We start from the raw sequence: 20,623 nt of genomic DNA, 5'->3' as shown, positions 1-20,623 counted from the left end.
GCGCCCCGTCACCGCTTCGGCCCTTCTCGGTCCTGGCTTTCGAGCTCTGCCAGGTGCGCCAGCGCCGGAAGCGCCGCCACCAGGGCCTCGACCTCGTCGTCGGCGAGTTCGTCGATCAGCCGCGCGAACGCATCGACGCCCGCCTGGTGCCGCGTCTGAACGTACGACGTGCCGGCCTCGGTCAGACACACCAGCGTGACCCGCTTGTCGGAGGGATCGCCCTTCCGCTCGACCAGTCCGGACTCCTCCATCACCCGGACCAGGACGGTCATCGCGGGCTGGGTGACACCCTCGATCACGGCCAGATCGGTGATGCGTCGCGGGCCGGTCCTGTGCAGGGTGGCCAGGGTGGCGGCGGACGTGATGCTCATATCGCGCGGAAGGCGTCTCACAGCCCTGGTGGCCAGCCCGTAGAGGGCCGACCCGATCGCAGTGGATGCGCCACGAGTGGCATCTTGACGGCTCATGCGTGAAGCATACAGTGTTTATATGAATGCTTTATGCATCTCTCGCCCCGAACGCCGTGCCCCAGCCCCGCACCCGGCGCACCGGACGGCGGTCGCCGTCGGCGCCATGGCGGACGCCGTTCGTCGTGCCCTGGCCGAAGACCACGCCGAGGACGACATCACCACCCCAAAGTCCCCGTCAGCAAGCTGACGGGGACTCATGAATGATCGAGACCAAGGCTTGTTGGCGTTTGTTCGAGGCTCCTTTGCACTCGAAGGTGGGTACAGACCTGATCGATTCATCGCGACCATTCCCACTCGGTTTTCGGACCACGTGGGAGCACACCGCCGCCCTCACGAGCGGAGCCCTCCCCACCGGCAGGGCAGCTTTAAGTTCCGGGATCGCGTAGATCGGCGGGGCCGTTCTCGGGTGGGGCTGAGCCGGGGCTTTGCGAGAACTCAAACCACCGTGCCCAATCGCGTGGAGATCATTACCCGACTGCGTGCATAGTGCAATCATGTAGGGCTCCGGCCCTCAAGAAGCAGTACCCCTCCGCCAACCTGACCGGCTGCAGCCTCATGGGTTTTCCCGCCACTCCACAGCGCGGCCGATGAGTTTGTGGCTCCCGGCCGGTCCAAGCTCGTGACACCCCAGGAAAGGACACCGCCATGTCGGAGCTTCTCGTCGACTTCATCACCTCTCTCGACGGCTACGCATCGGGAGAGGGATGGCCCGGGTTCTGGGGCCTCGAGGGCCCGGAGTACCTCGCATGGCTCGGCGAGCAGCCCGAGGCCACCTACCTGATGGGAGCGAACACCTACCGCCTGATGTCGGGATTCGCCGCAGGCGAGGTCCCGAAGGGCCAAGACGAGTTCAGGCCCGAAGAAGAGGCGTCCGTCGACGAGCTCACGCAAGCGCCCAAGGTGGTGTTCTCCTCCTCGCTCGAGGAGCCACTGACGTGGGCCAACTCCAAGCTCGTCCGTGACGACGCCGTCGAGACGGTCCGCGCCATGAAGTCGAGCGGCTCGGGGCTCCTCAGCACGATCGGCAGTCTCAGCCTGTGCAGGTCCCTGCTGCGAGCCGGACTCGTCGACCGCTTCCGGGTCGTGATGTTCCCGGTGATCACCGGAGCCACGGGTGAAGAACGCATCTACGACGGCTATCCGGACGTTGCCCTCGAGATGATCGAGCACCGCAACTTCGACGGCTGCATCCAGCTGGTCGAGTACAAGCCCCGCGTGCTCGAACACCCGCCGCTCGGCATCCCTGCGTGACGTCGCCCCGTCCGCCGGTCTGGACGGCCGCCAGGCCGGCGCCGGCGGGCGCGGAGCAAGACCTGACAGGGCCGAACTGGCCAACGTCAGGACGCCCGGTCCATCGTCGCTGTGCGGCGGGAGTTGACGCCGCAGCAGAACAGGCACGGAGCCAGTGATCATGTTGGTGCCGAAGCCGGCTGATCACGAAGAGGTCCCGTGCAGGCCGTTCAGCGTCGCGCGTCGTAGGTGTGGCCCGGGCGATGGTGCAACCGGGCAGCCAGAACTGCCACGTCGTCCTCGGCGTGGCCGGCGTCGAGGCGGGTGAGCATGGCGTCGAGGACGTCCTCGACACCCGCGCCGCCTTCGACGCCGACGCCGGACAGCCGGGCCAAGGACTGATCGATGTCCTCGCCGCGACGCTCGACGAGCCCGTCCGTGAAGAGCATCAGCGTCTGGGAGGATTCCAGCCGGTAGGTGGCCGATTCGTAGCCACCGAGGCCGGTGCCCAGGGGCGGGCCGACAGGAATCGGCAACAGTGCGGTGCGACCCTGTCCGTCGATGACGGCCGGGGGCAGGTGTCCGGCGCTGGCCACGGTCACCTGGCCGCGGTTGGGATCGAGGCGCGCGATCAGGCAGGTGGCCGGGCGGCGGTCCGGCTCCCTGGAGGCGATGTCGTCGAGCTGGCGCAGTACGCGGTGTGGTGGCAGGTCGGCAGAGGCGATGTAGCGCAGAGAGGAGCGGTAGGCGGTCATATCGACGGCTGCCTCCAAGCCGTGCCCCATGACGTCGCCGACGATGAGCAGGGTCCGGCCGAAGTGCAGCCGGACGGTCTCGCACCAGTCGCCGCCGACCACGGCGCTCTGCCCGACCGGCAGGTAGCGGATGGCGACGTCCAGGTTCGGGTGCGGGCGACCGGGTTCCGCGAGAAGGGCGTGCTGCAGCTTGCCCACGATGCCGCTGACCTGGTCGTGCTCCCGGGCATGTCGGATGTGGGAGGCGGCATGCTCGGCGAGAAAGGCGAGGAATTCCGCCTCCAGGCTGGTGAAGGGTGCGCCGTCCCGGGCGCACACAAGCGTGCCGTAGTGGTGCCCGTTGGTGGCCAGTGGCACGCACAAGGCGGGACGGGGCCCGCCGGACGCCTGGCCGGCAGCCCTGTTCTCCCCCAGTCCCGGCGCCTCCTGTGTCACGGGGGCGGCCCGCCGGGCATCAGGCAGCACGGCCGGGTTCCCGCTGACGGCTTCGTACTCGACGCCGGCGTGTGTTCTCGGCCGCAGTAGCGCCGCCGTTCCGCCCACCTGCCTGGCGGCCTCACGAGTCAGCTCCCCGCAGGTGGTGTCCTCGTCCAGTGTGGTGCCGATCCGAGCCGCCGCCGTACGCAGCGCGGCCAGCTGGGATGACACGCCGAGGTCCTGGACGGGCAGGCCCCGGGGCGCGACAGGTTCCTCCGCCGCCAGTCTTCGAAGCGAGTGGAACCATCCCACCACACCGAACACCCCAAAAAATGGAATAAACAGACATAAAAAAGCTACCTGACGCCGAACGCCCCGCACGGACCACGTGCGAGGAAGTGACGCGGCGCGACCCGCCGAGATGGGCCGCGAGGCGGGATGGCCGCAAATCGGGCCGACGAAGGGCAGCAGCACCGCTGAGATCGGTGGTGCCGCCCCGAATCGTGTCTCCGGCGCGGCGCGCTACCGTCCCCTTCTCGACTTCCTTGAGGCGACGCACATCCCCGTATGCAAAGACAGGTGGGACGCTTAGGTCATGGCCCTTCGACGACGGCCGGACTCCGAGCGTTCCTGGCAGCCGGGTCACGCACCCGCGCTTCTCGTGATTCCGCTGGGGCTGATCGTCACAGTCTGTGTCGTGGATGTACTGTCGCCGCCGCACATCCACCTCGGTCCGCTGCTCGTGGCGGCACCCGCGATCACGGTGGCGTTCGCCGGCGCCCGCGTCACGGCCCTGATGGGGGCTCTCGCGGTGGCGGCCCAGGTGCTGATCGGCGTACTCAGGGGGGTCCTGCCCACCACCAACATCCAGGCCCAGATGGCCGCCCTGATCGTCGTCTCCAGCATCTGTGTCACCATCTGCGTAGTGCGGGACCGACGTGAGCTGCAGTTGCACCGGGTGCGGTCGGTGGCCGAGGCGGCGCAGAGTGTACTGCTGCAGCCGCTGCCCACCCGCACCGGCCCGCTGCGGATCGCCGGCCTGTACATCCCCGCCGAGGAAGAGGCCGACCTGGGCGGAGACCTCTACGCCGCCGCACGTACCGCCGACCACAGCACCCGGCTGCTCATCGGCGATGTGCGCGGCAGCGGACTGGCTGCGATCAACAACGCCGCCCTGCTGCTGGGCGCCTTCCGCGCGGCCGCCCATCGGCAGGCCACCCTCCCTCGCCTGGCCGTCCACCTGGACGCCGCGTTCCGCTGGGACACCAACCAGTGGCGATCACGGGCGGAGCAGGACACCAACGAGGACTTCGCCACCGCCACACTGCTCGACATCCCCGACCACGATCCGGTCGTCCACCTCATCACCTGCGGCCACCCACCGCCGCTCCTGCTGCGCGGCAGTCGCCTCACCCCTCTCACGGCCGAGGCGAGCCACCTCCCGATCGGATTCGGCGGGATCTTCGGCATCACCGCCTACGACGTCCAGACCTTCCCGTTCGAGGTGGGCGACCTGCTACTCCTCTACACCGACGGCGTCATCGAAGCACGCAACGCCGACGGACTCTTCTATCCCTTCACCGAGCGGGTGCCCGAGTGGACCAAGGACGACCCCGACGAACTCCTGCGCCACCTCCAGGACGACCTGCTGGCCCACGTTGACGGACACCTCAACGACGACGCGGCCGTAGTCGCCATTCGCCGCCTGGCCGTCTGAACCCCGGCCGTCTGGGCCGTCCGCGCGGCCGCCGGACTCCGCTCATCCTCCCCCGGCCAAGACGTGTCAGCCCAGGAAGTGATGGCATGCCTCCCTTCCTGGTCGGCGATCTCGCCCGGGAACGGGTGCGCAGCTCGGGCGGGCAGACGGATCGTGGCGCCTTGGCCCGATGCTTACGCGCCGTTTCGACTCAGCACAGATGCTGGGCTCTTCGCGGCGTGAGAGCCTGAGGCGACCCGAGCCCGAAGGACTTAAGCCCGAAGGACTCAAACGACGTGACTGACACTCTTGAGCCGACGGAATCCAGGTCACCGCAGCTCTGGCAGGTCGACTGCAAGCTCATGGAAGAGCCGGCCCCAGGCCATGCCCTTTTCCGCTTGACGGTGACCAACGACTCCGATGTACCGGTGCAGCGGTGGGCGGTGTCCTTCAGCCTGCCAGTCGGCACACATGCCTATGGAGAAGGCACCGAGTTCGACATTCACCCCGAGCCTCCACGGCGCACGGCCTGCCGAGGCTGTTCGAGGTGGACTGTCTGGGGGATGCCTACTGGTGTTCGGCCACCTGGACTCTTTCCCCCGGCCGACAGGCAGCGATCATGGTCACCGTCCACGGCGGGAACCCGCTCAAGCCGTCGGGCGGGCCTCAAGGGTTCAGGGTCTTTGCCTGAGGCACCGAGTGAACCGCTCCGGGGTCGGTGGAGGCTCCGAGCGGTTCAGGTGTCACACCCGGCAATTACGCTGCCGTTCGCCGCGGCATCAGCCGTGGTGTGCCGGTCTACCAGGAGTCTGAGATGGCTCGTACCACCCCACCGCGTCCCGTCGACGTGGAGATGCTGTTTCCCGAGGTCGCCGCCTACCGCAAGGACACCGTCCGGCTGCATCCACGAGTAGGGAGTCCTGGCCCCCGGGACAGCTCGCTGGGCGGCCCGCTCCTGTGGCCACACTCCCTGCGATGGCCGCACTGCGACGACGATCACGGTCAAGTCAGCCCTGGTGCAGGGGTGATGCCCCTGGTACCCGTGCTCCAGCTGTTCGCCGCCGACGTGCCCGAACTGCCCTTTCCGGCCGGTACTGACGTCCTGCAGGTCCTGTGGTGCCCCTTCGATCACGGCTACATTCCCCAGCCCAAGCTGTACTGGCAGGACAGCTCCACGTGTGAGGGGGAACTCGCCGCGCGCCCCCTGCCGGACGGCGCGGAGGAGGACTACCTGCCCGACCCCTGCGTCCTGCACCCGGAACGGGTCGTCGATTATCCGAGCTGGGATCTGCCCGATGAGATCGCCGAGGTACTGAAGGAGCGGTTCGACCGGGTGGAGAAGGAGACCGGTTGGTCGTACTGGCAACACCTGTCGGTGGCCGACGGCGTCAAGGTCGGCGGATACCCGACGTGGACGCAGGAACCGGTCTGGCCCGACTGCGCGGGCTGTGGCGAGCGCATGGACCACCTGCTCACGGTCAACAGCGCGGAATTCGACGGGGCATCGTGGCGAACCTGGCTGCCCGTGGAGGACACCCCCGACACGGGCACCATCTGGGACCTCCCCTACGAGAACCGCCGATTGATCCAGAGCCCGCCGGGACTGATGTTCGGCGACATGGGCGGCATCTACCTCTTCACCTGCCAACAGTGCCCCGACCGGCCCTGCACCCACACATTCGACTGCTCGTAAACGGCCGGACCGACGCGTGGCGAGCGAACCCCTGACGACAGCCAAGGTCAAACCTCAAGCCAGGGCCCATGTTCGCCGTGGTTCCGCGATGGCATGGCGGAGGGGGCCAGTGCGGCGGCCCACTCTTTGGCCGGTTACCTCGGGGTCAGCTGCGGGCGAGTTCTCCGGGTGCCGGCGGTCGCCCTGACCACCCTCCACCTTGACTGACAGGAACCGGAGTTGAGCGGATGTTTGCCGAGAGCCGGGCGTTCCTGACCGGGCAGGGCCAAGAGCAACGTGGTCAGCTCGTCGGCCCAGGTGCCCATCGCCACACGGCGAAGGCATCCACCTCAAGTCAGTCCGGTGGCAGGGAGAAGACGCGGACTCCGTGAGCCTCCAGTAGGTGAACCATGTTGGGTGCCGGCGCGTTGCCCAGGTCCCAGCGGTGCGCACCATCTCCGCGGCCGTCTCAGGGTCCGGCTTGCCAAGGGAAGGGAGATCCGGCTCAGCAGGCGGAAACGGTTGCCGATCTACTCCCCCGGCAGTTCCAAGACCTCCGGGCCGCCGAAGAAGTGCTCCGGGAAGTCGAGAGCGCCCGCGAACCGCCGGGGTATTCAGGTATCCCCCTTGCGCAGAGCGGCATTTGATGGCCTCTCCGAGACACGGATACGGTCCGATTCATGGAGTGGAATTTTCTGACGGCCGAAAAACTCATGGCTGCCTTGCGTGCCGGTGAAGTGACCTCGGCGGAACTGACCGACGGGGCGATCGCCCGGATTGAGCGGGACGACAAGGCGATCAACGCGATCTGTGTGCCGGACTTCGACCGTGCTCGGGCCGCCGCGCGCGAGGCCGACCAGGCCCGCGCACGCGGTGAGGACCGGCCGCTGCTCGGCATTCCGGTGACGGTCAAGGAGTCCTACAACATCGCCGGACTCCCCACGACCTGGGGAATACCACTGCACCAGAATTTCGTGCCGGCCGAGGACGCGGTGCAGGTGTCGCGGCTGAAGACCGCAGGCGCGGTGGTGCTCGGCAAGACCAATGTGCCCTTGAGACTGCAGGATGTGCAGAGCTTCAACGAGATCTACGGCACCACCAACAACCCGTGGGATCACAGCCGCACGCCAGGTGGTTCCTCCGGTGGATCAGCGGCGGCCCTGGCATCCGGATTCGGCGCGCTGTCCATCGGCTCCGACATCGGCGGTTCATTGCGCACCCCCGCGCATTTCTGCGGTGTCTACGCGCACAAGCCGACCCTCGGGCTGGCGGCGACACGCGGCATGGTCCCGCCGCCCGCACCGGCGTTGCCGGCCGAGCCCGACCTCGCCGTCGTCGGTCCGATGGCGCGCAGCGCCCGCGACCTCACGCTCCTGCTCGACGTCATGGCCGGACCGGATCCGCTGACGCTCGGTGTGGCGCACGACTTGCGGCTGCCGCCCCCGCGCCACGAGCAGCTCTGCGACTTCCGGGTCCTGGTCCTCGACGACCATCCGCTCATTCCGACCGGGTCCGCTGTGCGCGCGGCATTGAACCGGGTGGCCGACGCGCTTGTCGACGGCGGCGCCCGCGTCGAACGGCACAGTGCGCTGCTGCCCGGTCTCACCGAAGCCGCCGTGCTCTACACGCAGTTGCTGTTTGCGAACTCTGCTGCGCGTTTGCCCGTCGACGTGTACGAGCAGCTGCGCACCCATGCAGCGGGACTGAGCGCAGACGACCGGAGTCTCGACGCGGCGCGGCTGCGCGGCATGGTGTTCAGCCACCGCGACTGGATCGAGGCGAACAGCCGTCGTGAGCTCCACCGCCACGGCTGGCGGCAGCTCTTCGCGGAGTTCGACGCAGTGGTGTGTCCCATCACGCCCACTCCCGCGTTCCCGCACGACCAGAACCCCGATCCGATGAGTCGCCGGCTCGACATCGACGGCGTCGAGTACCCGTATCTCGACCAGCTCGTCTGGGCCGGTCTGGCCACCATGCCCGGGCTGCCCGCCACCGCCGTACCGGCGGGCCGGTCCCCTGAGGGGTTGCCGGTGGGCGTGCAGCTCATCGGTCCGATGTTCGAGGACCGCACCCCGCTGCGGCTGGCCGAACTGCTTGAGCCGCAGCTCGGCGGCTTCCAGGCGCCGGGGTACTCCGAGAGCTCGCGGTCATGAAGTGCGGCGACGGCGCCCCCGGTGCGGGGCGTCAGGCGAGGCCGAACCAGCCGAGCACTGTCTGGACCAGAAGGATGGTGGACATGCCGCCGACTCCGACGACCACGGCAGTGGCCGCGATGCGGTAGCGGGGGCCGTTGGCGGCAGGGCCGAGTACGGAGCGGCGGTTGGTGAGCACCAGGAGGTAGACCAGGACGACGGGGCTGATCAGGCCCTGGAGTACCTGGGTTCCGATGAGCAGTTGGATGACGTCGACCGGGGTCATGGCGACCGTGGCGCCGAGCACGATCTGGGCGGTGAACAGGCCCAGGAAGAGCGGGGCGTCGCGGAAGCTGCGGGAGACGGAGCGTTCCACGCCGGCGGCCTCGCCTATGGCGTAGCTGGCCGAGAGCGGGACGACGGCTCCGGCCAGGGCGGAGGCGCCGAGCAGGCCGAGGGCGAAGAGGAGTTCTGCGTTCTGGCCGGCGACCGGTTTGAGGGCCTCGGCTGCCTGTGCGGCGGAGTTCAGCGGACCGGTTCCGCCGATGGCCGAGGCGGTGGCGATGATGATGGTCAGGCTGATGACGCAGGCGAAGACGGCGCCGAGGATCGCGTCGGCGCGGATGAGGGGGTAGTCGGCGGGCTTGGCACCCCGGTCGACGACGCCTGCGGCGGCGTAGAACTGCATGTACGGGCTGACCGTCGTACCGATCAACGCGACTGCCAGCAGGATGAAGTCCTTGCTCGGCTCGACATGCGGGCCCACCAGGTGGTGGCCTACGGCGCCCCAGTCGGGGTGGCCGAGGATCATCGCGACCGACGACCTGCACGAGCCGGTCGTCCTCGTCGGGCAGGTCCAGGGCGCCGAAGTTCCCGTTGAGCGCTGCATGGGCGCCCGCCACCGTGCGGGCGGTGATCTCGGACTGCAGGCTCGCCCGGCCGGTGAGGTTGTGGCGCAGTACGGCGACGACGGCGACGCCCGCGACGACAAGGGCAACGGCGACGACGAGGGTCGCTGCGAGCGCGGCACGGGAGCGGACGGAGGCGAACGGTCTACGCATGGGGGCCGCCGTCGGGCTCCAGGCGGTACCCGGCGCCGCGCACGGTCGTGATGGAGCGCCGCCCGAAGGGGACGTCGAGCTTGCGGCGCAGGGTGCTGACGTAGACCTCGACGATGTTCGGGTCGCCGTCATGGGCGAAGTCCCACACGTGGGCGAGGATGTCCGCCTTCGACACGACCCGGCCGGCGTGCAGCGCGAGGTGCTCCAGGACCGCGAACTCCTTTGCCGTGAGTACGACTTCGGTTCCGGCCCACTCCACGCGCCTGGCGCCGAGGTCGACGGTCAGGTCCCCGATCCGCAGCGCCTGGGCGGCGGCTCGGGTACGGCGGCGCAGCAGGGCACGGATGCGGGCCTGCAGGACGACGTACGAGAACGGCTTGGTGAGGTAGTCGTCCGCGCCGGTGTCCAGTCCCTCGGCCTCGTCGTACTCGCCGTCCTTCGCGGTGAGCATGAGGATCGGCGTCTCGTCGCCGGCCGCCCGCAGCCGGTCGCAGACCCGGTAGCCGTTCAGGCCGGGCAGCATGATGTCCAGGACGATCAGGTCGTAGTCCTGCTCCTGCGCCAAGTGCAGACCGCTGACACCGTCGTGGGCCACGTCCACGGCGAAGCCCTCGGCGGACAGGCCCCGGGCGAGGGCGGTGGCGAGGCGATTCTCGTCCTCCACGATCAGCAGGCGCATGTCCCCAGCGTCTCAGAGCCGCCCTGAAGTGATCTTCAGGAAGCTTCAGCATGGCTTCAGCGTCGCGCGCGCAGGGTGGTTCACGTCGGGCCGACCACCACCGGCCCCGGTGCCCCGAGGAAAGGACTCCCCACGATGAAGGCCCTCAAGCGCCCCCTGACCGGTCGTCGCCGTACCGTTGCCGCCGTGCTCGCTGTGCTGCTCGGTGGCGCGGGTGCCGCGACCGCGGTGGCCGTCGCCGACGACGGCGACCGGGACAGCACGCGTGCCGCGAGCAGCAGGACCGACTTGAAGCAGGCCGCCGACACGGCCCGGAAGTCGGTCGCGGGCACGGTCACCTCCGTCGAGCTGGAGGGACAGCAGGGCAAGGCCGTCTGGAAGGTCGACATCGTCACCGACGAGGGTGTGGAGCACGAGGTCACGGTGGATGCCGCTGACGGCAAGCTCTCCGGCAGCACGATCGATCAGGACGATGACCGTGCCGGCGACGACGCCCTGGCCGAGTCCGCCAGGGTTGACCTCGGCCAGGCCGTGGACGCCGCGCTCAGCAAGGTCCCGGGCACGGCGACGTCTGCCGAGTTGGACGACGGCAACGCCCGGACGGCCGCCTGGCACGTCGACGTCGCCGACGCCAACGGCGCCGGCCACGAGGTCACCGTCGACGCCCGGTCCGGCAAGGTCACGGCCGCCCACACCGACCACGACGACAGCGGTCACCCGGACGGAAACGGCACGGGCGACGACCGTACCGAGGACTGACTCGCCGTCCCCCGCGTACCGGCGCCCGGGGGTCGGTCTACGCGCCGGAGAGTGCGCTGACGCCGGTCCGGGTGCCGAGGTACACGTGGTCGCCGGAGAGCACGGGCGAGGCGAAGTTCGGCAGGTCGCCCACCGCCAGGTGCTGCCGGACCCGGCCGGTGTCCGGGTCGAGGGCGTACAGCGTGCCTGCCTCGAAGTCGGTGACCCAGACCGCGCCGCCGCCGATCACGGGCGAGCCCGCCCGCCGCAGCGCCGTCCGCCACCCGGTGGTCATCGTGCCGTCCGCCCGGACCGTCAGCTGCAGCAGCCCGTCGGAGCAGGGCACGTAGACGGTGCTTCCGGTGAAAGCCGCCGCTCCGTACGCCGGGCAGGCGTCCGTCTGCGTCAGCTGCCCGCCGATGCCGCCGAGGTGGTCGGCGGCCAGCAGGTAGGCGGTGCCGCTCTTGCCGACCATCAGGACGAAGCGGCCGATCCGCACCGGGGTGAGGGAGCCCAGGTCGGCATCGGCCGCGTTGTCCCGCCCCCAGTCGGAGGGGGCGAAGTAGTCGGTGCGGTGCAGACCGGCGGAGAGCGCCAGGACGGAGTCCGTGCCGTCGTAACTCCCGCCCGTGGACTCGCCGTTGCCGACGGACACCAGGAGCCGTCCGCCGTCGACCACTGGTCCGCCCGGCGCCCAGATGCCGCCCATGCGGTGGGTGGGCAGGGTGTACGAGGTGACAGGACCCGAGCCTGTCACCGCGACCGAGACGACGGAGCCCCGGTAGGACCCGCAGTCGCCGTACAACCCGCCGTACGCGATGTACACCCGGCCCGCCAGCAGGGCGAGCGCGGCACGCTGCTGATGCGCCGATCGGTCGCCGGCCGGGGACTCCATCTCGCGGTCGACCTTCTCGCGGCCCGTGGCCAGGTCCAGCCCCACCAGGCGGTGGCGCCCGCCGTCGGTCTCGGCGACGGCGAAGACGAGCCCGGTGGAGGCGTCGTACACGGGCGTGCCGGTGATGCCCAGCGGGTCGATGTTCCCGCACCCCAGGCCGGATCGCGGCTGCGGTGTGCCCAGGTGGCGGCGCCACAGGACGCGGCCGGTGTCCGGAGCCAGGGCGTAGACGGTGTCGTTCTCGGTGGCGGCGACCACCTTGCCGCGCACCACGAGCGGCTGGCCGTACACCGCGCCGTCCAGCCGGGCCGTCCACGCCGACCGGAGCGTACCGAGCGCCGGCGTGCCAGGGGCGTACCCGCTGCGCAGTCCGTCGCGGTGGTACGTCGTCCAGTCCGCCTGCCCGGCCGGTGCCGCCGACCGGCTCTGCGGGGGCAGCGAGCGCGGGGGCGGTACGGGGCTGTCGTCCCCCGTCGAACACCCGGCGGCCAGCAGACCGCCGCACAGCATCACCGCCGCGAGCCGCCGCACCATCACCGTCGCCCCTTCCGCCGCCGAGGAGACCGAGACCGGTCTCCTCTTCTCCACTGTGCCCGGCATGCGTCCGCAGCGCCCGCCGGTTCTCCGCGAGAGCGTTACGAGGCACCAACTCTCTTCGCTGCAGGGCGGTTCAGCCAGGCGGACAGCAACGGGCCGGTCCAGGTGACCGACCGGCAACAGGCTGCCCTTCACGGATCTACTCGCATAGAAGAGCCCGCCCACATCACCGGCCGCTCGCAGTCCTGCCGGCCACTGCAGGACGAAGTGGGTGACCGCGACGACGTACGGCAGTCCCGCCCCCGGCCCGCCCTTTCAGTCCTACAAGATGTAGGGTTCTCTCGCCCTACAAGGCGTAGGGCGAGGTGGACGGCAAGCACGCGGGAAGAAACATGAACAAAGCGAGACCGTGCACAGGGCCCTTGACCGCCTCAAGGCGCAGGGTCTCGTCCGGTACGGCTCTCGATCCGACGACGCCTACACTCCGGTGAGGAACCTCGCCGAGGCGACCACATGGATCATGCGTCATGCCCTCGACCATCAGGCCGCCACCACCGACCGATGCACCACCTACGGGGACCCACCCCCGTCTCGGGCCCCGCAGACCTCCGGCTGGCGCTCGGTCGGACTACGCGGTAGAAGAGGTCGGGCACGCGACGGTCCTCCCCAACCCTCGTCCCCACCTGCACCGATCCGACCGCCCACTCCCCAAGGTGACACCCAGTCATGACCGCCCAGCAGCAGTCGGCCCTGCTCCCTCGCCGGCGCACCACCCCCGAACAACCCCCCGTCCCCTCCCGGCTGCGGGCGCGGGCAGCCGCGTTCACCGTCTGGTACCTGCGGCTGATCGCCCTGCTCAACATAGCGGCGGTCGTGTCCGTGCCGTTCCGGCGCGAGGTCGACGAGCACAACACCGGCCGGATCTACGCCTCCCACACCTCGCACCGGTTCCACGCGCACCACGCGGGTGAGTACTTCACGCCGTACCTGGCCACCGCGGGCCTGGTCTCGGCCGCGCTCGCGATCTTCCTGTCGATGGTGATGCGGCGCAGGAAGCGGGCCGCCTGGACGGTCAACCTGGCCCTCGCCGGGCCACTGTTCACGCTGTACGCCGTCGCGCTGACCCAGAACCCGTTTCGCGCGCACGTCTTCAACTGGGCGTCGGCCCTGCTCACCGGCCTTTTCGTGGCCGCGCTGCTGATCGGGCACCGGGAGTTCGAGGCGGTCGGGGACCCGTCCAACCCGAGGCTGGCGCTCGCCGTCGGAGCGGGCGGCATCCTGGTCAGCGGCACGATCGGCACGCTGCTGGTCGGCGCGACCAACAAACTCCACGGCGCCACCCTGTTCGACAAGGTCGCGTACACGCTGCTGCGGGGCATCAGCGTCGGCCCGCTCGCCGACCGCGTGGATGCCGTGCAGGCGCCCCGCTGGGTCGACGTCATCGTCAACATCATGGTCGCGGCGACCTTCTGCCTCGTCCTGTACGTCTGCTTCCGCTCGCCCCGCGGCCGGGACCTGCTCGGTGCAGAGGACGAGAAGCGGCTGCGCGCGCTGCTCGACCGCCACGGCGAGCGGGACTCCCTCGGCTACTTCGTGCTCCGCCGCGACAAGGCGGTCATCTGGTCGCCGACCGGCAAGGCCGCCGTCGCCTACCGCGTGGTCGGCGGCGTCAGCCTCGCCTCCGGCGACCCGATCGGCGACCCGGAGGCATGGCCCGGCGCCATCGACGCCTGGCTCGCCGAGGCCCGCCGTCACGCCTGGACGCCCGCCGTGATGGGCGCGAGCGAGGAGGCCGGCACGATCTACGCCCGGCACGGCCTGGACGCCCTCGAACTCGGCGACGAGGCCATCGTGGATCTCGCCGACTTCACCCTCGACGGTCGCGCCATGCGCGTCGTACGTCAGGCGCACAACCGGGTGCGTCGGGCCGGGTACACCGTGCGTATCCGCCGCCACACCGACATCCCCGACAACGAGATGGCCACGCTGATCGAACGGGCCGACCACTGGCGCGACGGCGCGACCGAGCGCGGCTTCTCCATGGCGCTCGGCCGGCTCGGCGACCCCGGCGACGGAAGCTGCGTGATGCTGGAGTGCCGCGACGCCGAAGACGAGCTGCGGGCGCTGCTGAGCTTCGTGCCCTGGGGCGAGCACGGGCTGTCGCTCGACCTGATGCGCCGCGACCGGGGCTGCGAGAACGGCCTGATGGAGTTCATGGTCGTCGAACTGCTGCTGCGCGCCGAGGAGTTGGGTGTAGGACGGGTATCGCTGAACTTCGCCATGTTCCGCGCCGTCTTCGAGCGCGGCGCACGCCTCGGCGCCGGGCCGGTGCTGCGGTTGTGGCGCTCCATCCTCACGTTCTTCTCCCGCTGGTGGCAGATCGAGTCCCTCTACCGCGCCAACGCCAAGTACCGGCCGGTCTGGGAGCCCCGCTTCCTGCTGTTCGAGAAGACCGCAGACCTGCCCCGTATCGGCCTCGCCAGCGCCTGTGCGGAGGGTTTCGTCACCCCGCCGCGCCTGCCCCAGCGCCGGAGGAACCAGCCGGACGGAGCCGTGAAACCCCACGCTTCGTAAGGTGGTCGCACGGCGGGCTCGGCGCCCGTGGGAACGCCGGAGCGCGTACCGTCCGGGGAAGGAGGCCGCCGAGGTGACGGCCGAGGCCATGCACCAGGCGCTGGACCACACCTCGTCGGTGCGGAGCCGTGAGGACCGACGGCTGCGCCCCGCTGGTCCTCTCGCTCCTCCTGACCGCCGTGGCCCTGCAGGTGAGCAGGCGGCCGGCACCGCCGTCTGCCGCCTGGCCGCGTTCATCGCCCACCGGCTCTGCCACGCCGCCGGAGTCGGACCGCGATGAGTTTGGCGGTGATCTCCAGTCTGTCTCTTCAGGACCGATCAACCGCACTGAGGAGAGCCTCATGACCGCCACCTACACCTTCGACGTCTTCTCCAGCCTCGACGGGTTCGGCGCCGCCGGCGGCGACTGGACCGGCTACTGGGGCAAGCAAGGTCCCGAGCTGCTCGACCATCGCCTCGCCCTGTACCGCGAGGAGCAGCGGATGGTCTTCGGGGCCAACACCTATCGGGCGTTCGCGAGGATGCTGGCCGCGAGCACCGAGGGGTCCGACGTGCGTGACCCATGGGTCACGCGGATGAGGAACCTGCCGGCAACGGTGGTGTCGACCACCCTCGAGGAACCCCTCGACTGGCCGGACGCGACCGTCGTGAGCAGCGACGCCGTCGACGCCGTTGCCCGGCTCAAGGAGGAGTCCGAGGTGCCGTTGCGCTCACACGGCAGCCTGTCGATGAACCGGGCGCTGATGGCCGCCGGTCTGGTCGACCGCGTCCAGGTGACGCTCTTCCCCGTGATCACCGGTCGGAGCGGATTGGACCCGATCTTCCAGGGTGCGGCCGACTTCGACCTCGAACTGATCGAGAGCCGGACACTCGACGGCCACATCCAGGAGCTCACCTACCGCCCCACCCTGCACGGCTGAGTCCCACCGCGGACGACCGTACGACACCTGCTCGACCTGCAGACCGCCTCACCACGGCCAAGCAAACTGCCAAGGACCCGGCGCCCGTTCGGCGCGCCGGAAAACCCCGAGCGCGTCGTCGCTCTCCGGCATACGCTGTCGCCCGCTGTCTGCCGAGGAGGATGCATGGGGATCCGAAGCCTGACCCGTACCGAAGCCGAACACCGGGCCGCGCTGTTGACGGTTGAGCGGTACGACGTGGACGTCGACCTCACGGCGCTGCGGGACGGATCCGAGGTGCGGTGCGTGTCCACCGTGACCTTCACCTGCCACCAGCCGGGCGCCGAGAGCTTCGTGGACTGCGCGGCACAGGTCGTCAGCGCCACCCTCAACGGCACCGCTCTCACCCCCGGCGGTGACGGCCGGATCCCCCTGCCCGCCCTGGCCGGGCACAACGTGCTGCGCGTGGAGAGCGTCCAGGCCGACACGGCCGCGGGCGAGGGCGTGCACAAGGCGACCGACCCGGCGGACGGCGAGGTCTATGTGTGGATGAGCTTCGAACCGGACGAGGCCCGGTTCGTCTGGGCATGCTTCGACCAGCCCGACCTCAAGGCCCCGCACGCCTTCACCGTCACGGCCCCCACCGCCTGGACCGTCACCAGCAACTCCGGCGAGGCACGCGTCGAGGACCTGGGGACGGCCCGCCGCTGGACCTTCCCGGACACGCCGCCGCTGTCCACGTACAACACGGTCGTCAACGCGGGCCCCTTCCACGAGATCCGCCGCGAGACCGACGGGCACGACCTCGGCCTGTACGCGCGCCGCTCGCTCGCCGGGGTCCTCGACCGTGACGCCGACGAGATCTTCACCCTGACCCGACAGGGTCTCGCCTTCTACGGCGAGGCCTTCGCGATGCCGTTCCCGCAGCGCAGGTACGACCAGGTGTTCGTGCCCGAGTTCGGCGGGGCGATGGAGAACTACGGCTGCGTGACCTGGTCGGACGTGTTTCTGCGGAGGGCCGCGCCGACGCCGGCCGAGCGGGAGCTGCTCGCCAAGGTGCTGCTGCACGAGATGGCGCACATGTGGTTCGGCAACATCGTCACCATGCGCTGGTGGGACGACCTCTGGCTGAACGAGGCATTCGCGGAGTTCGCCTGCCACTGGGCCGCCGAGGGCGCCACCCGGTACACGGACGCCTGGGCAAGTCACCTGGTGAGCGACAAACTGAAGGCGTATCTGGCCGACCAGGGCCCGGTCTCCCACCCGATCCACCAGCCCATCCACGATGTCGCCCAGGCCGCGTCGATCTTCGACAACATCACCTATCCCAAGGGTGCCTCGGTCCTGCAGCAGCTCATGACGTATGTGGGCGAGGAGAACTTCCGGGCCGGCATGGCCGCCTACTTCGCCCGGCATGCGTGGGGCAACACCACGCTCCAGGACCTGATCGACTCCCTCGGCAAGGCGAGCGGGCGGGACCTGGACGGCTGGCGCACCGCCTGGCTGGCGACGGCCGGCACCGACCGCTTCCGGCTGGAGCGCGAGGGCGAGAGCGTCACGCTGGTGGCCGCCGGCACTCCGCGCCCGCAGGTTCTGGCGGTGGGCGCGTACGCCCGGAACGGACGGGCGCTGGAGCGCACGGCGCTGGAACGCATCGAGGTGACACAGCCCCGTACCCCCGTCGTCGGCCTGCCTCCCGTGCCGGACGTGCTGCTGATCAACGACGACGATCTGACCTTCGCCACGGCCCGCCCGGACCCCACGAGCCGGGACGCCCTCTTCCGTTCGGCCGCGGAGCTGCCCACGGCCATCTCCCGGGGCGTGGCCGTCGCCACCGTGTGGGACATGCTGACCACCGGCGAGGCCTCGGCGCTGGAAGCCGGGCAGTGCATCACCGCGGTCCTCGCGGCCGAGACGTCTGACGCCGTGATCGAGCCGTATCTGACCCTCGCCGCGAACATCGCCGAACTGTGGGCGCCGCCCGGCGAACGCGCAGCGCTGACGGCGGCGGTGGCCAGGACCTGTCGGGACCTCGCCGCTGCCCCCGGCCGCCGCCAGGTCGCCCTGCGCGGGCTGGCCCGTACCGCCACTGCCGATGACGACCTCGCCTGGCTGCGCGAGCAGGCGGGTGAGGACGTCGACCTGCACTGGCGCACGCTCGTCCGCGCGGCCGAACTGGGCAAGGACGTCTCGTCGGAGGCCGCCCTCCTGCTGGAACGCGACCCGGACCCCGACGCCTGGATCCGCGCCCTCACCGTGCGGGCCGCGGTGCCCGACGCCGCCGCCAAGGCAGAGGTCTGGCAGCAGCTCGTCGTCGACCGCACCGTTCCCGTCTCCGGGGTCGGCCAGGTGGCGGCGGCCTTCTGGCGGCCCGCCCAGGACGACCTGCTCAGCCCCTACACGCAGCGCTATCTGGAGGTGATCCCCCATCTGCACCAGGGTGGAATGATCCCGGCGATGGGGTTCACGAGCCATCTGTTCCCGCCCCACGCCATCGACTCCGGCTACATCGAGACCGCCCAGCAAATCTCGGCCGAGGCAGCCCCGGTGGTCCGCAACACACTCCTCGAACGCTCGGACACGGTGCACCGCATGCTGCGTTCGCGTTCCCGCAGGCCCTGACCGTTCCTGCGGGACGCCCCGACCGTACCGGCCCGGCCGCATCCATCTGCGGCCGCGCCTGCGCGGGCGGTCAGCCCCTGCCGGCACAGGAAGCGGTCAGTCGTCGGTCCGGTGACTGGCCGCGAACTCCCGCAGTTTGTCCGCGGGGGCGTTGAACTTGTCGTGGTCGCCGACGGTCGCACCGGACGACGTGTACTGCCACATCATGTACGTCGACCAGCCCGCCGGAAGCTCGCCCACCGTCGAGGCGTAACGGGCGACCCACAGTGGGTTGGTGGAGCCGAAGCCCTTGTAGCCGCCCGTGCAGTTGTTCCACCAGTTCGTGGCCGTGTAGATCACGGCGGTGCGACCGGTGCGGGCCTTGTAGCGGTTCAGGAAGGCATGGATCCAGGCCACCATGCCGCTCTTGGTCTTGCCGTAACAGGCGTCACCGTAAGGGTTCCACTCGATGTCGAGGGCACCGGGCAGGGTCCGGCCGTCGGCGGACCAGCGACCGCCGTGGTCGACGAAGTAGTCGGCCTGCGCGGCGCCGCTGCTGGAGTCCGGGGTGGCGAAGTGGTACGCCCCGCGGACCATGCCGACGCGATAGGCGCCGTCGTACTGCTGGGCGAAGTAGGGGTTCTGGTAGGACGTCCCCTCCGTGGCCTTCGTGTAGGACCAGCGGGTGCCGCTGCTCCACAACGCGGACCAGGCGACTTCGCCCTGGTAGCTGGAGACGTCGACGCCTTCGGTCTGGCCGACCTGCAGGGGCGGGGGGTCGGGATCGGGGTCGTGGTGGGCGCCCATTCCTTCGTACTTTCCGACGCCCATTCCCATATAGGCGCCGCCGCGCACGGGCGGATCGGGCCAGGGTCCGGCCGCCGAGTACGCGGGCGGCATTGCGGGCAGGGTGAGGAGGAGGCCGGTCAGGGCAGCGATGAGACGCCAGCGCGAGCGGCCGTGCTGAGGACGGAAGCAGCTTGGCACGCAACCCATCTGACCCCGGGGCGCGCCGCGCCGCACGCCATGTACCGCCCAATGAAGGCATTACCGGGGTCGGAGTACTCCAATGGGTGTGACCTCGTGCTCGTGCAGGAGGAGGTGCTGGTGGGTGGTGCAGGCGACGAAAGGACGGCCTGAAGGGCTGTTCGTCGGCTTGTGCACGCTGGACGTCATTCAGCTCGTGGACCATGCGCCGACTCCGAACGAGAAACTGACGGCTCGTGAGCAGGTCGTCGCGGCAGGCGGTCCGGCGGCGAACGCGGCCGCGGCCTTCAGCCACCTGGGTGGCACGGCCAGGCTGCTCACCGCGATCGGCTCCCATCCGCTGGGGCTCGGGATCAAGGAAGACCTCAGTCGTCTGGGCGTGACCGTGTCGGACCTGGCGGCGGAGTCGGCCGAGCCGCCGGCCGTGTCGTCCATTCTGGTGACTGCGTCCAGCGGGGACCGCGCCGTCGCCTCGACCAACGCGAAGGGCCACCGGCTCGCCCCGCCCGACGATCTCGACGTGCTGGTGGCCGCCTGCGACATCGCAGAGTTCGACGGTCACCACATGGACCTGGCCGTGGCCGCCGCCCGGCTCGCGCGCACCGCCGGTCGTCCGACCGTCTTCGACGGAGGCAGCTGGAAGGACGGCACGCAGGATCTGCTGCCTTTCATTGACGTGGCCGTCTGCTCGGCCGACTTCCGCCCGCCCGGCGCCGGCACGCCGACGGACACGCTGCGGTTTCTGCGGGAGTACGGGGTCCTCTGGTCGGCGGTGAGCCGGGGAGGGCGGTCCATCATGTGGGCGGGCCCCGACAGCAGTGGGACGGTGGACGTGCCCGCGGTCCGTGTGGCGGACACCCTGGGGGCGGGTGACGTGCTGCACGGGGCGCTCGCTCATCACCTCGCCGTCCAGGGACCCCTGACGTCGGAGGGCTTCGTGCAGTCACTGCGCGGTGCGGCCGAGGTGGCCTCGCGGGCGTGTGCGTCGTTCGGCACACGCGCCTGGATGCAAGACGGTTGAGCCACGCCATTGGGTGGTGCACCCCGCCCTGACACGTGGTTGAAACTTCAAACGTAGATCGGCTCATCCACCGTATGGATGCACCGGATACGGGATTCGGATTGCGCCAAGGATGGCGGCTGGGCTCCGGAGGGGCCCATAGTCGTCCCTACCCGCACGCCGCTGTCCGGACCAGCCGCAGTCGTGCGGCCGTCCCCTGCATGCCGAGCGCCGACGGCGCCCCTGACAAGCATGCCCGCTTCCGTACACCCTGCCTGGA

Annotated in this window: 15 protein-coding genes; 9 read left to right on the top strand and 6 right to left on the bottom strand. The window is 70.0% G+C overall.

The genetic code is table 11. The features are described from left to right. Positions 1-8 precede the first annotated feature (8 nt). Positions 9-371, bottom strand: coding sequence for a MarR family winged helix-turn-helix transcriptional regulator (locus IH68_RS0122930; protein WP_030938208.1), 363 nt, complete (start codon positions 369-371; stop codon positions 9-11). 744 nt (positions 372-1,115) lie between these two features. On the opposite strand from IH68_RS0122930, the gene IH68_RS0122925 reads away from it, so the two are divergent. After that, positions 1,116-1,721, top strand: a complete 606-nt coding sequence (locus IH68_RS0122925; protein ID WP_030938206.1) for a dihydrofolate reductase family protein — start codon at positions 1,116-1,118, stop codon at positions 1,719-1,721. Between the two features lie 209 nt (positions 1,722-1,930). Here IH68_RS0122925 and IH68_RS0122920 read toward each other — a convergent pair whose 3' ends face one another. After that, positions 1,931-3,103 (bottom strand): PP2C family protein-serine/threonine phosphatase, encoded by a 1,173-nt coding sequence (locus tag IH68_RS0122920; protein ID WP_234341499.1) that lies wholly within the window; start codon positions 3,101-3,103, stop codon positions 1,931-1,933. 364 nt (positions 3,104-3,467) lie between these two features. Here IH68_RS0122920 and IH68_RS0122915 point away from each other — a divergent pair, with 364 nt between their 5' ends. The 3 genes from IH68_RS0122915 (at position 3,468) to IH68_RS0122905 (ending at position 8,393) form a co-directional block, all read left to right on the top strand. Then, entirely contained in the window at positions 3,468-4,589 is a 1,122-nt protein-coding gene (locus IH68_RS0122915; RefSeq protein WP_030938202.1) for a PP2C family protein-serine/threonine phosphatase, read from the top strand. 793 nt (positions 4,590-5,382) lie between these two features. Further along, a complete protein-coding gene (locus IH68_RS50040; RefSeq protein ID WP_030938200.1) occupies positions 5,383-6,261 on the top strand; it encodes a hypothetical protein in 879 nt (292 codons plus the stop codon). Positions 6,262-6,920: 659 nt separating this feature from the next. After that, positions 6,921-8,393 carry an amidase gene (locus IH68_RS0122905; RefSeq protein WP_030938199.1) on the top strand — a complete coding sequence of 491 codons (1,473 nt, stop codon included), beginning with the start codon at positions 6,921-6,923 and terminating at the stop codon, positions 8,391-8,393. A 31-nt stretch (positions 8,394-8,424) separates the two neighbouring features. On the opposite strand, the gene IH68_RS0122900 is transcribed toward IH68_RS0122905, so the two are convergent. Both IH68_RS0122900 and IH68_RS0122895 read right to left on the bottom strand, forming a co-directional pair. After that, a complete protein-coding gene (locus IH68_RS0122900) occupies positions 8,425-9,261 on the bottom strand; it encodes an NRAMP family divalent metal transporter (RefSeq protein WP_324607679.1) in 837 nt (278 codons plus the stop codon). 164 nt (positions 9,262-9,425) lie between these two features. Further along, a complete protein-coding gene (locus IH68_RS0122895) occupies positions 9,426-10,112 on the bottom strand; it encodes a response regulator transcription factor (protein WP_030938195.1) in 687 nt (228 codons plus the stop codon). A gap of 135 nt (positions 10,113-10,247) precedes the next feature. On the opposite strand from IH68_RS0122895, the gene IH68_RS0122890 reads away from it, so the two are divergent. Beyond that, positions 10,248-10,871: a PepSY domain-containing protein gene (locus IH68_RS0122890; protein ID WP_051833653.1), complete on the top strand. Its 624-nt coding sequence runs from the start codon at positions 10,248-10,250 to the stop codon at positions 10,869-10,871. 37 nt (positions 10,872-10,908) lie between these two features. Here IH68_RS0122890 and IH68_RS0122885 read toward each other — a convergent pair whose 3' ends face one another. Beyond that, positions 10,909-12,333, bottom strand: a complete 1,425-nt coding sequence (locus IH68_RS0122885; protein ID WP_159403710.1) for a PQQ-binding-like beta-propeller repeat protein — start codon at positions 12,331-12,333, stop codon at positions 10,909-10,911. Positions 12,334-13,008: 675 nt separating this feature from the next. Between IH68_RS0122885 and IH68_RS0122880 the strand changes: the two genes are divergently transcribed. The 3 genes from IH68_RS0122880 (at position 13,009) to pepN (ending at position 18,377) form a co-directional block, all read left to right on the top strand. Next, positions 13,009-14,856 (top strand): phosphatidylglycerol lysyltransferase domain-containing protein, encoded by a 1,848-nt coding sequence (locus tag IH68_RS0122880; RefSeq protein ID WP_030938189.1) that lies wholly within the window; start codon positions 13,009-13,011, stop codon positions 14,854-14,856. A gap of 341 nt (positions 14,857-15,197) precedes the next feature. After that, entirely contained in the window at positions 15,198-15,776 is a 579-nt protein-coding gene (locus IH68_RS0122870; RefSeq protein WP_030938185.1) for a dihydrofolate reductase family protein, read from the top strand. A 165-nt stretch (positions 15,777-15,941) separates the two neighbouring features. After that, a complete protein-coding gene (gene pepN, locus IH68_RS0122865) occupies positions 15,942-18,377 on the top strand; it encodes an aminopeptidase N (protein WP_030938183.1) in 2,436 nt (811 codons plus the stop codon). Between the two features lie 96 nt (positions 18,378-18,473). Here the strand turns inward: pepN and IH68_RS0122860 are convergent, their stop codons facing one another. Then, entirely contained in the window at positions 18,474-19,352 is an 879-nt protein-coding gene (locus IH68_RS0122860) for a lysozyme (RefSeq protein ID WP_030938181.1), read from the bottom strand. A gap of 115 nt (positions 19,353-19,467) precedes the next feature. Here IH68_RS0122860 and IH68_RS0122855 point away from each other — a divergent pair, with 115 nt between their 5' ends. Then, complete coding sequence (locus IH68_RS0122855) at positions 19,468-20,364, top strand: PfkB family carbohydrate kinase (protein WP_030938179.1); 897 nt, start codon at positions 19,468-19,470, stop codon at positions 20,362-20,364. Positions 20,365-20,623 lie beyond the last annotated feature (259 nt).

Origin of the sequence: Streptomyces sp. NRRL S-646, assembly GCF_000720765.1 — a bacterium.
Lineage (GTDB): Bacteria > Actinomycetota > Actinomycetes > Streptomycetales > Streptomycetaceae > Streptomyces.
The sequence above is the reverse complement of the archived record's forward strand: the minus strand, read 5'-3'. Positions and strand labels throughout refer to the sequence as shown.

Coding starts and splice junctions, on each gene's coding strand:
- IH68_RS0122930 (WP_030938208.1), bottom strand. CDS start 371: ATGAGCATCACGTCCGCCGCCACCCTGGCCACCCTGCACAGGACCGGC.
- IH68_RS0122925 (WP_030938206.1), top strand. CDS start 1,116: ATGTCGGAGCTTCTCGTCGACTTCATCACCTCTCTCGACGGCTACGCA.
- IH68_RS0122915 (WP_030938202.1), top strand. CDS start 3,468: ATGGCCCTTCGACGACGGCCGGACTCCGAGCGTTCCTGGCAGCCGGGT.
- IH68_RS50040 (WP_030938200.1), top strand. CDS start 5,383: ATGGCTCGTACCACCCCACCGCGTCCCGTCGACGTGGAGATGCTGTTT.
- IH68_RS0122905 (WP_030938199.1), top strand. CDS start 6,921: ATGGAGTGGAATTTTCTGACGGCCGAAAAACTCATGGCTGCCTTGCGT.
- IH68_RS0122900 (WP_324607679.1), bottom strand. CDS start 9,261: ATGCAGCGCTCAACGGGAACTTCGGCGCCCTGGACCTGCCCGACGAGG.
- IH68_RS0122895 (WP_030938195.1), bottom strand. CDS start 10,112: ATGCGCCTGCTGATCGTGGAGGACGAGAATCGCCTCGCCACCGCCCTC.
- IH68_RS0122890 (WP_051833653.1), top strand. CDS start 10,248: ATGAAGGCCCTCAAGCGCCCCCTGACCGGTCGTCGCCGTACCGTTGCC.
- IH68_RS0122880 (WP_030938189.1), top strand. CDS start 13,009: ATGACCGCCCAGCAGCAGTCGGCCCTGCTCCCTCGCCGGCGCACCACC.
- IH68_RS0122870 (WP_030938185.1), top strand. CDS start 15,198: ATGACCGCCACCTACACCTTCGACGTCTTCTCCAGCCTCGACGGGTTC.
- pepN (WP_030938183.1), top strand. CDS start 15,942: ATGGGGATCCGAAGCCTGACCCGTACCGAAGCCGAACACCGGGCCGCG.
- IH68_RS0122860 (WP_030938181.1), bottom strand. CDS start 19,352: ATGGGTTGCGTGCCAAGCTGCTTCCGTCCTCAGCACGGCCGCTCGCGC.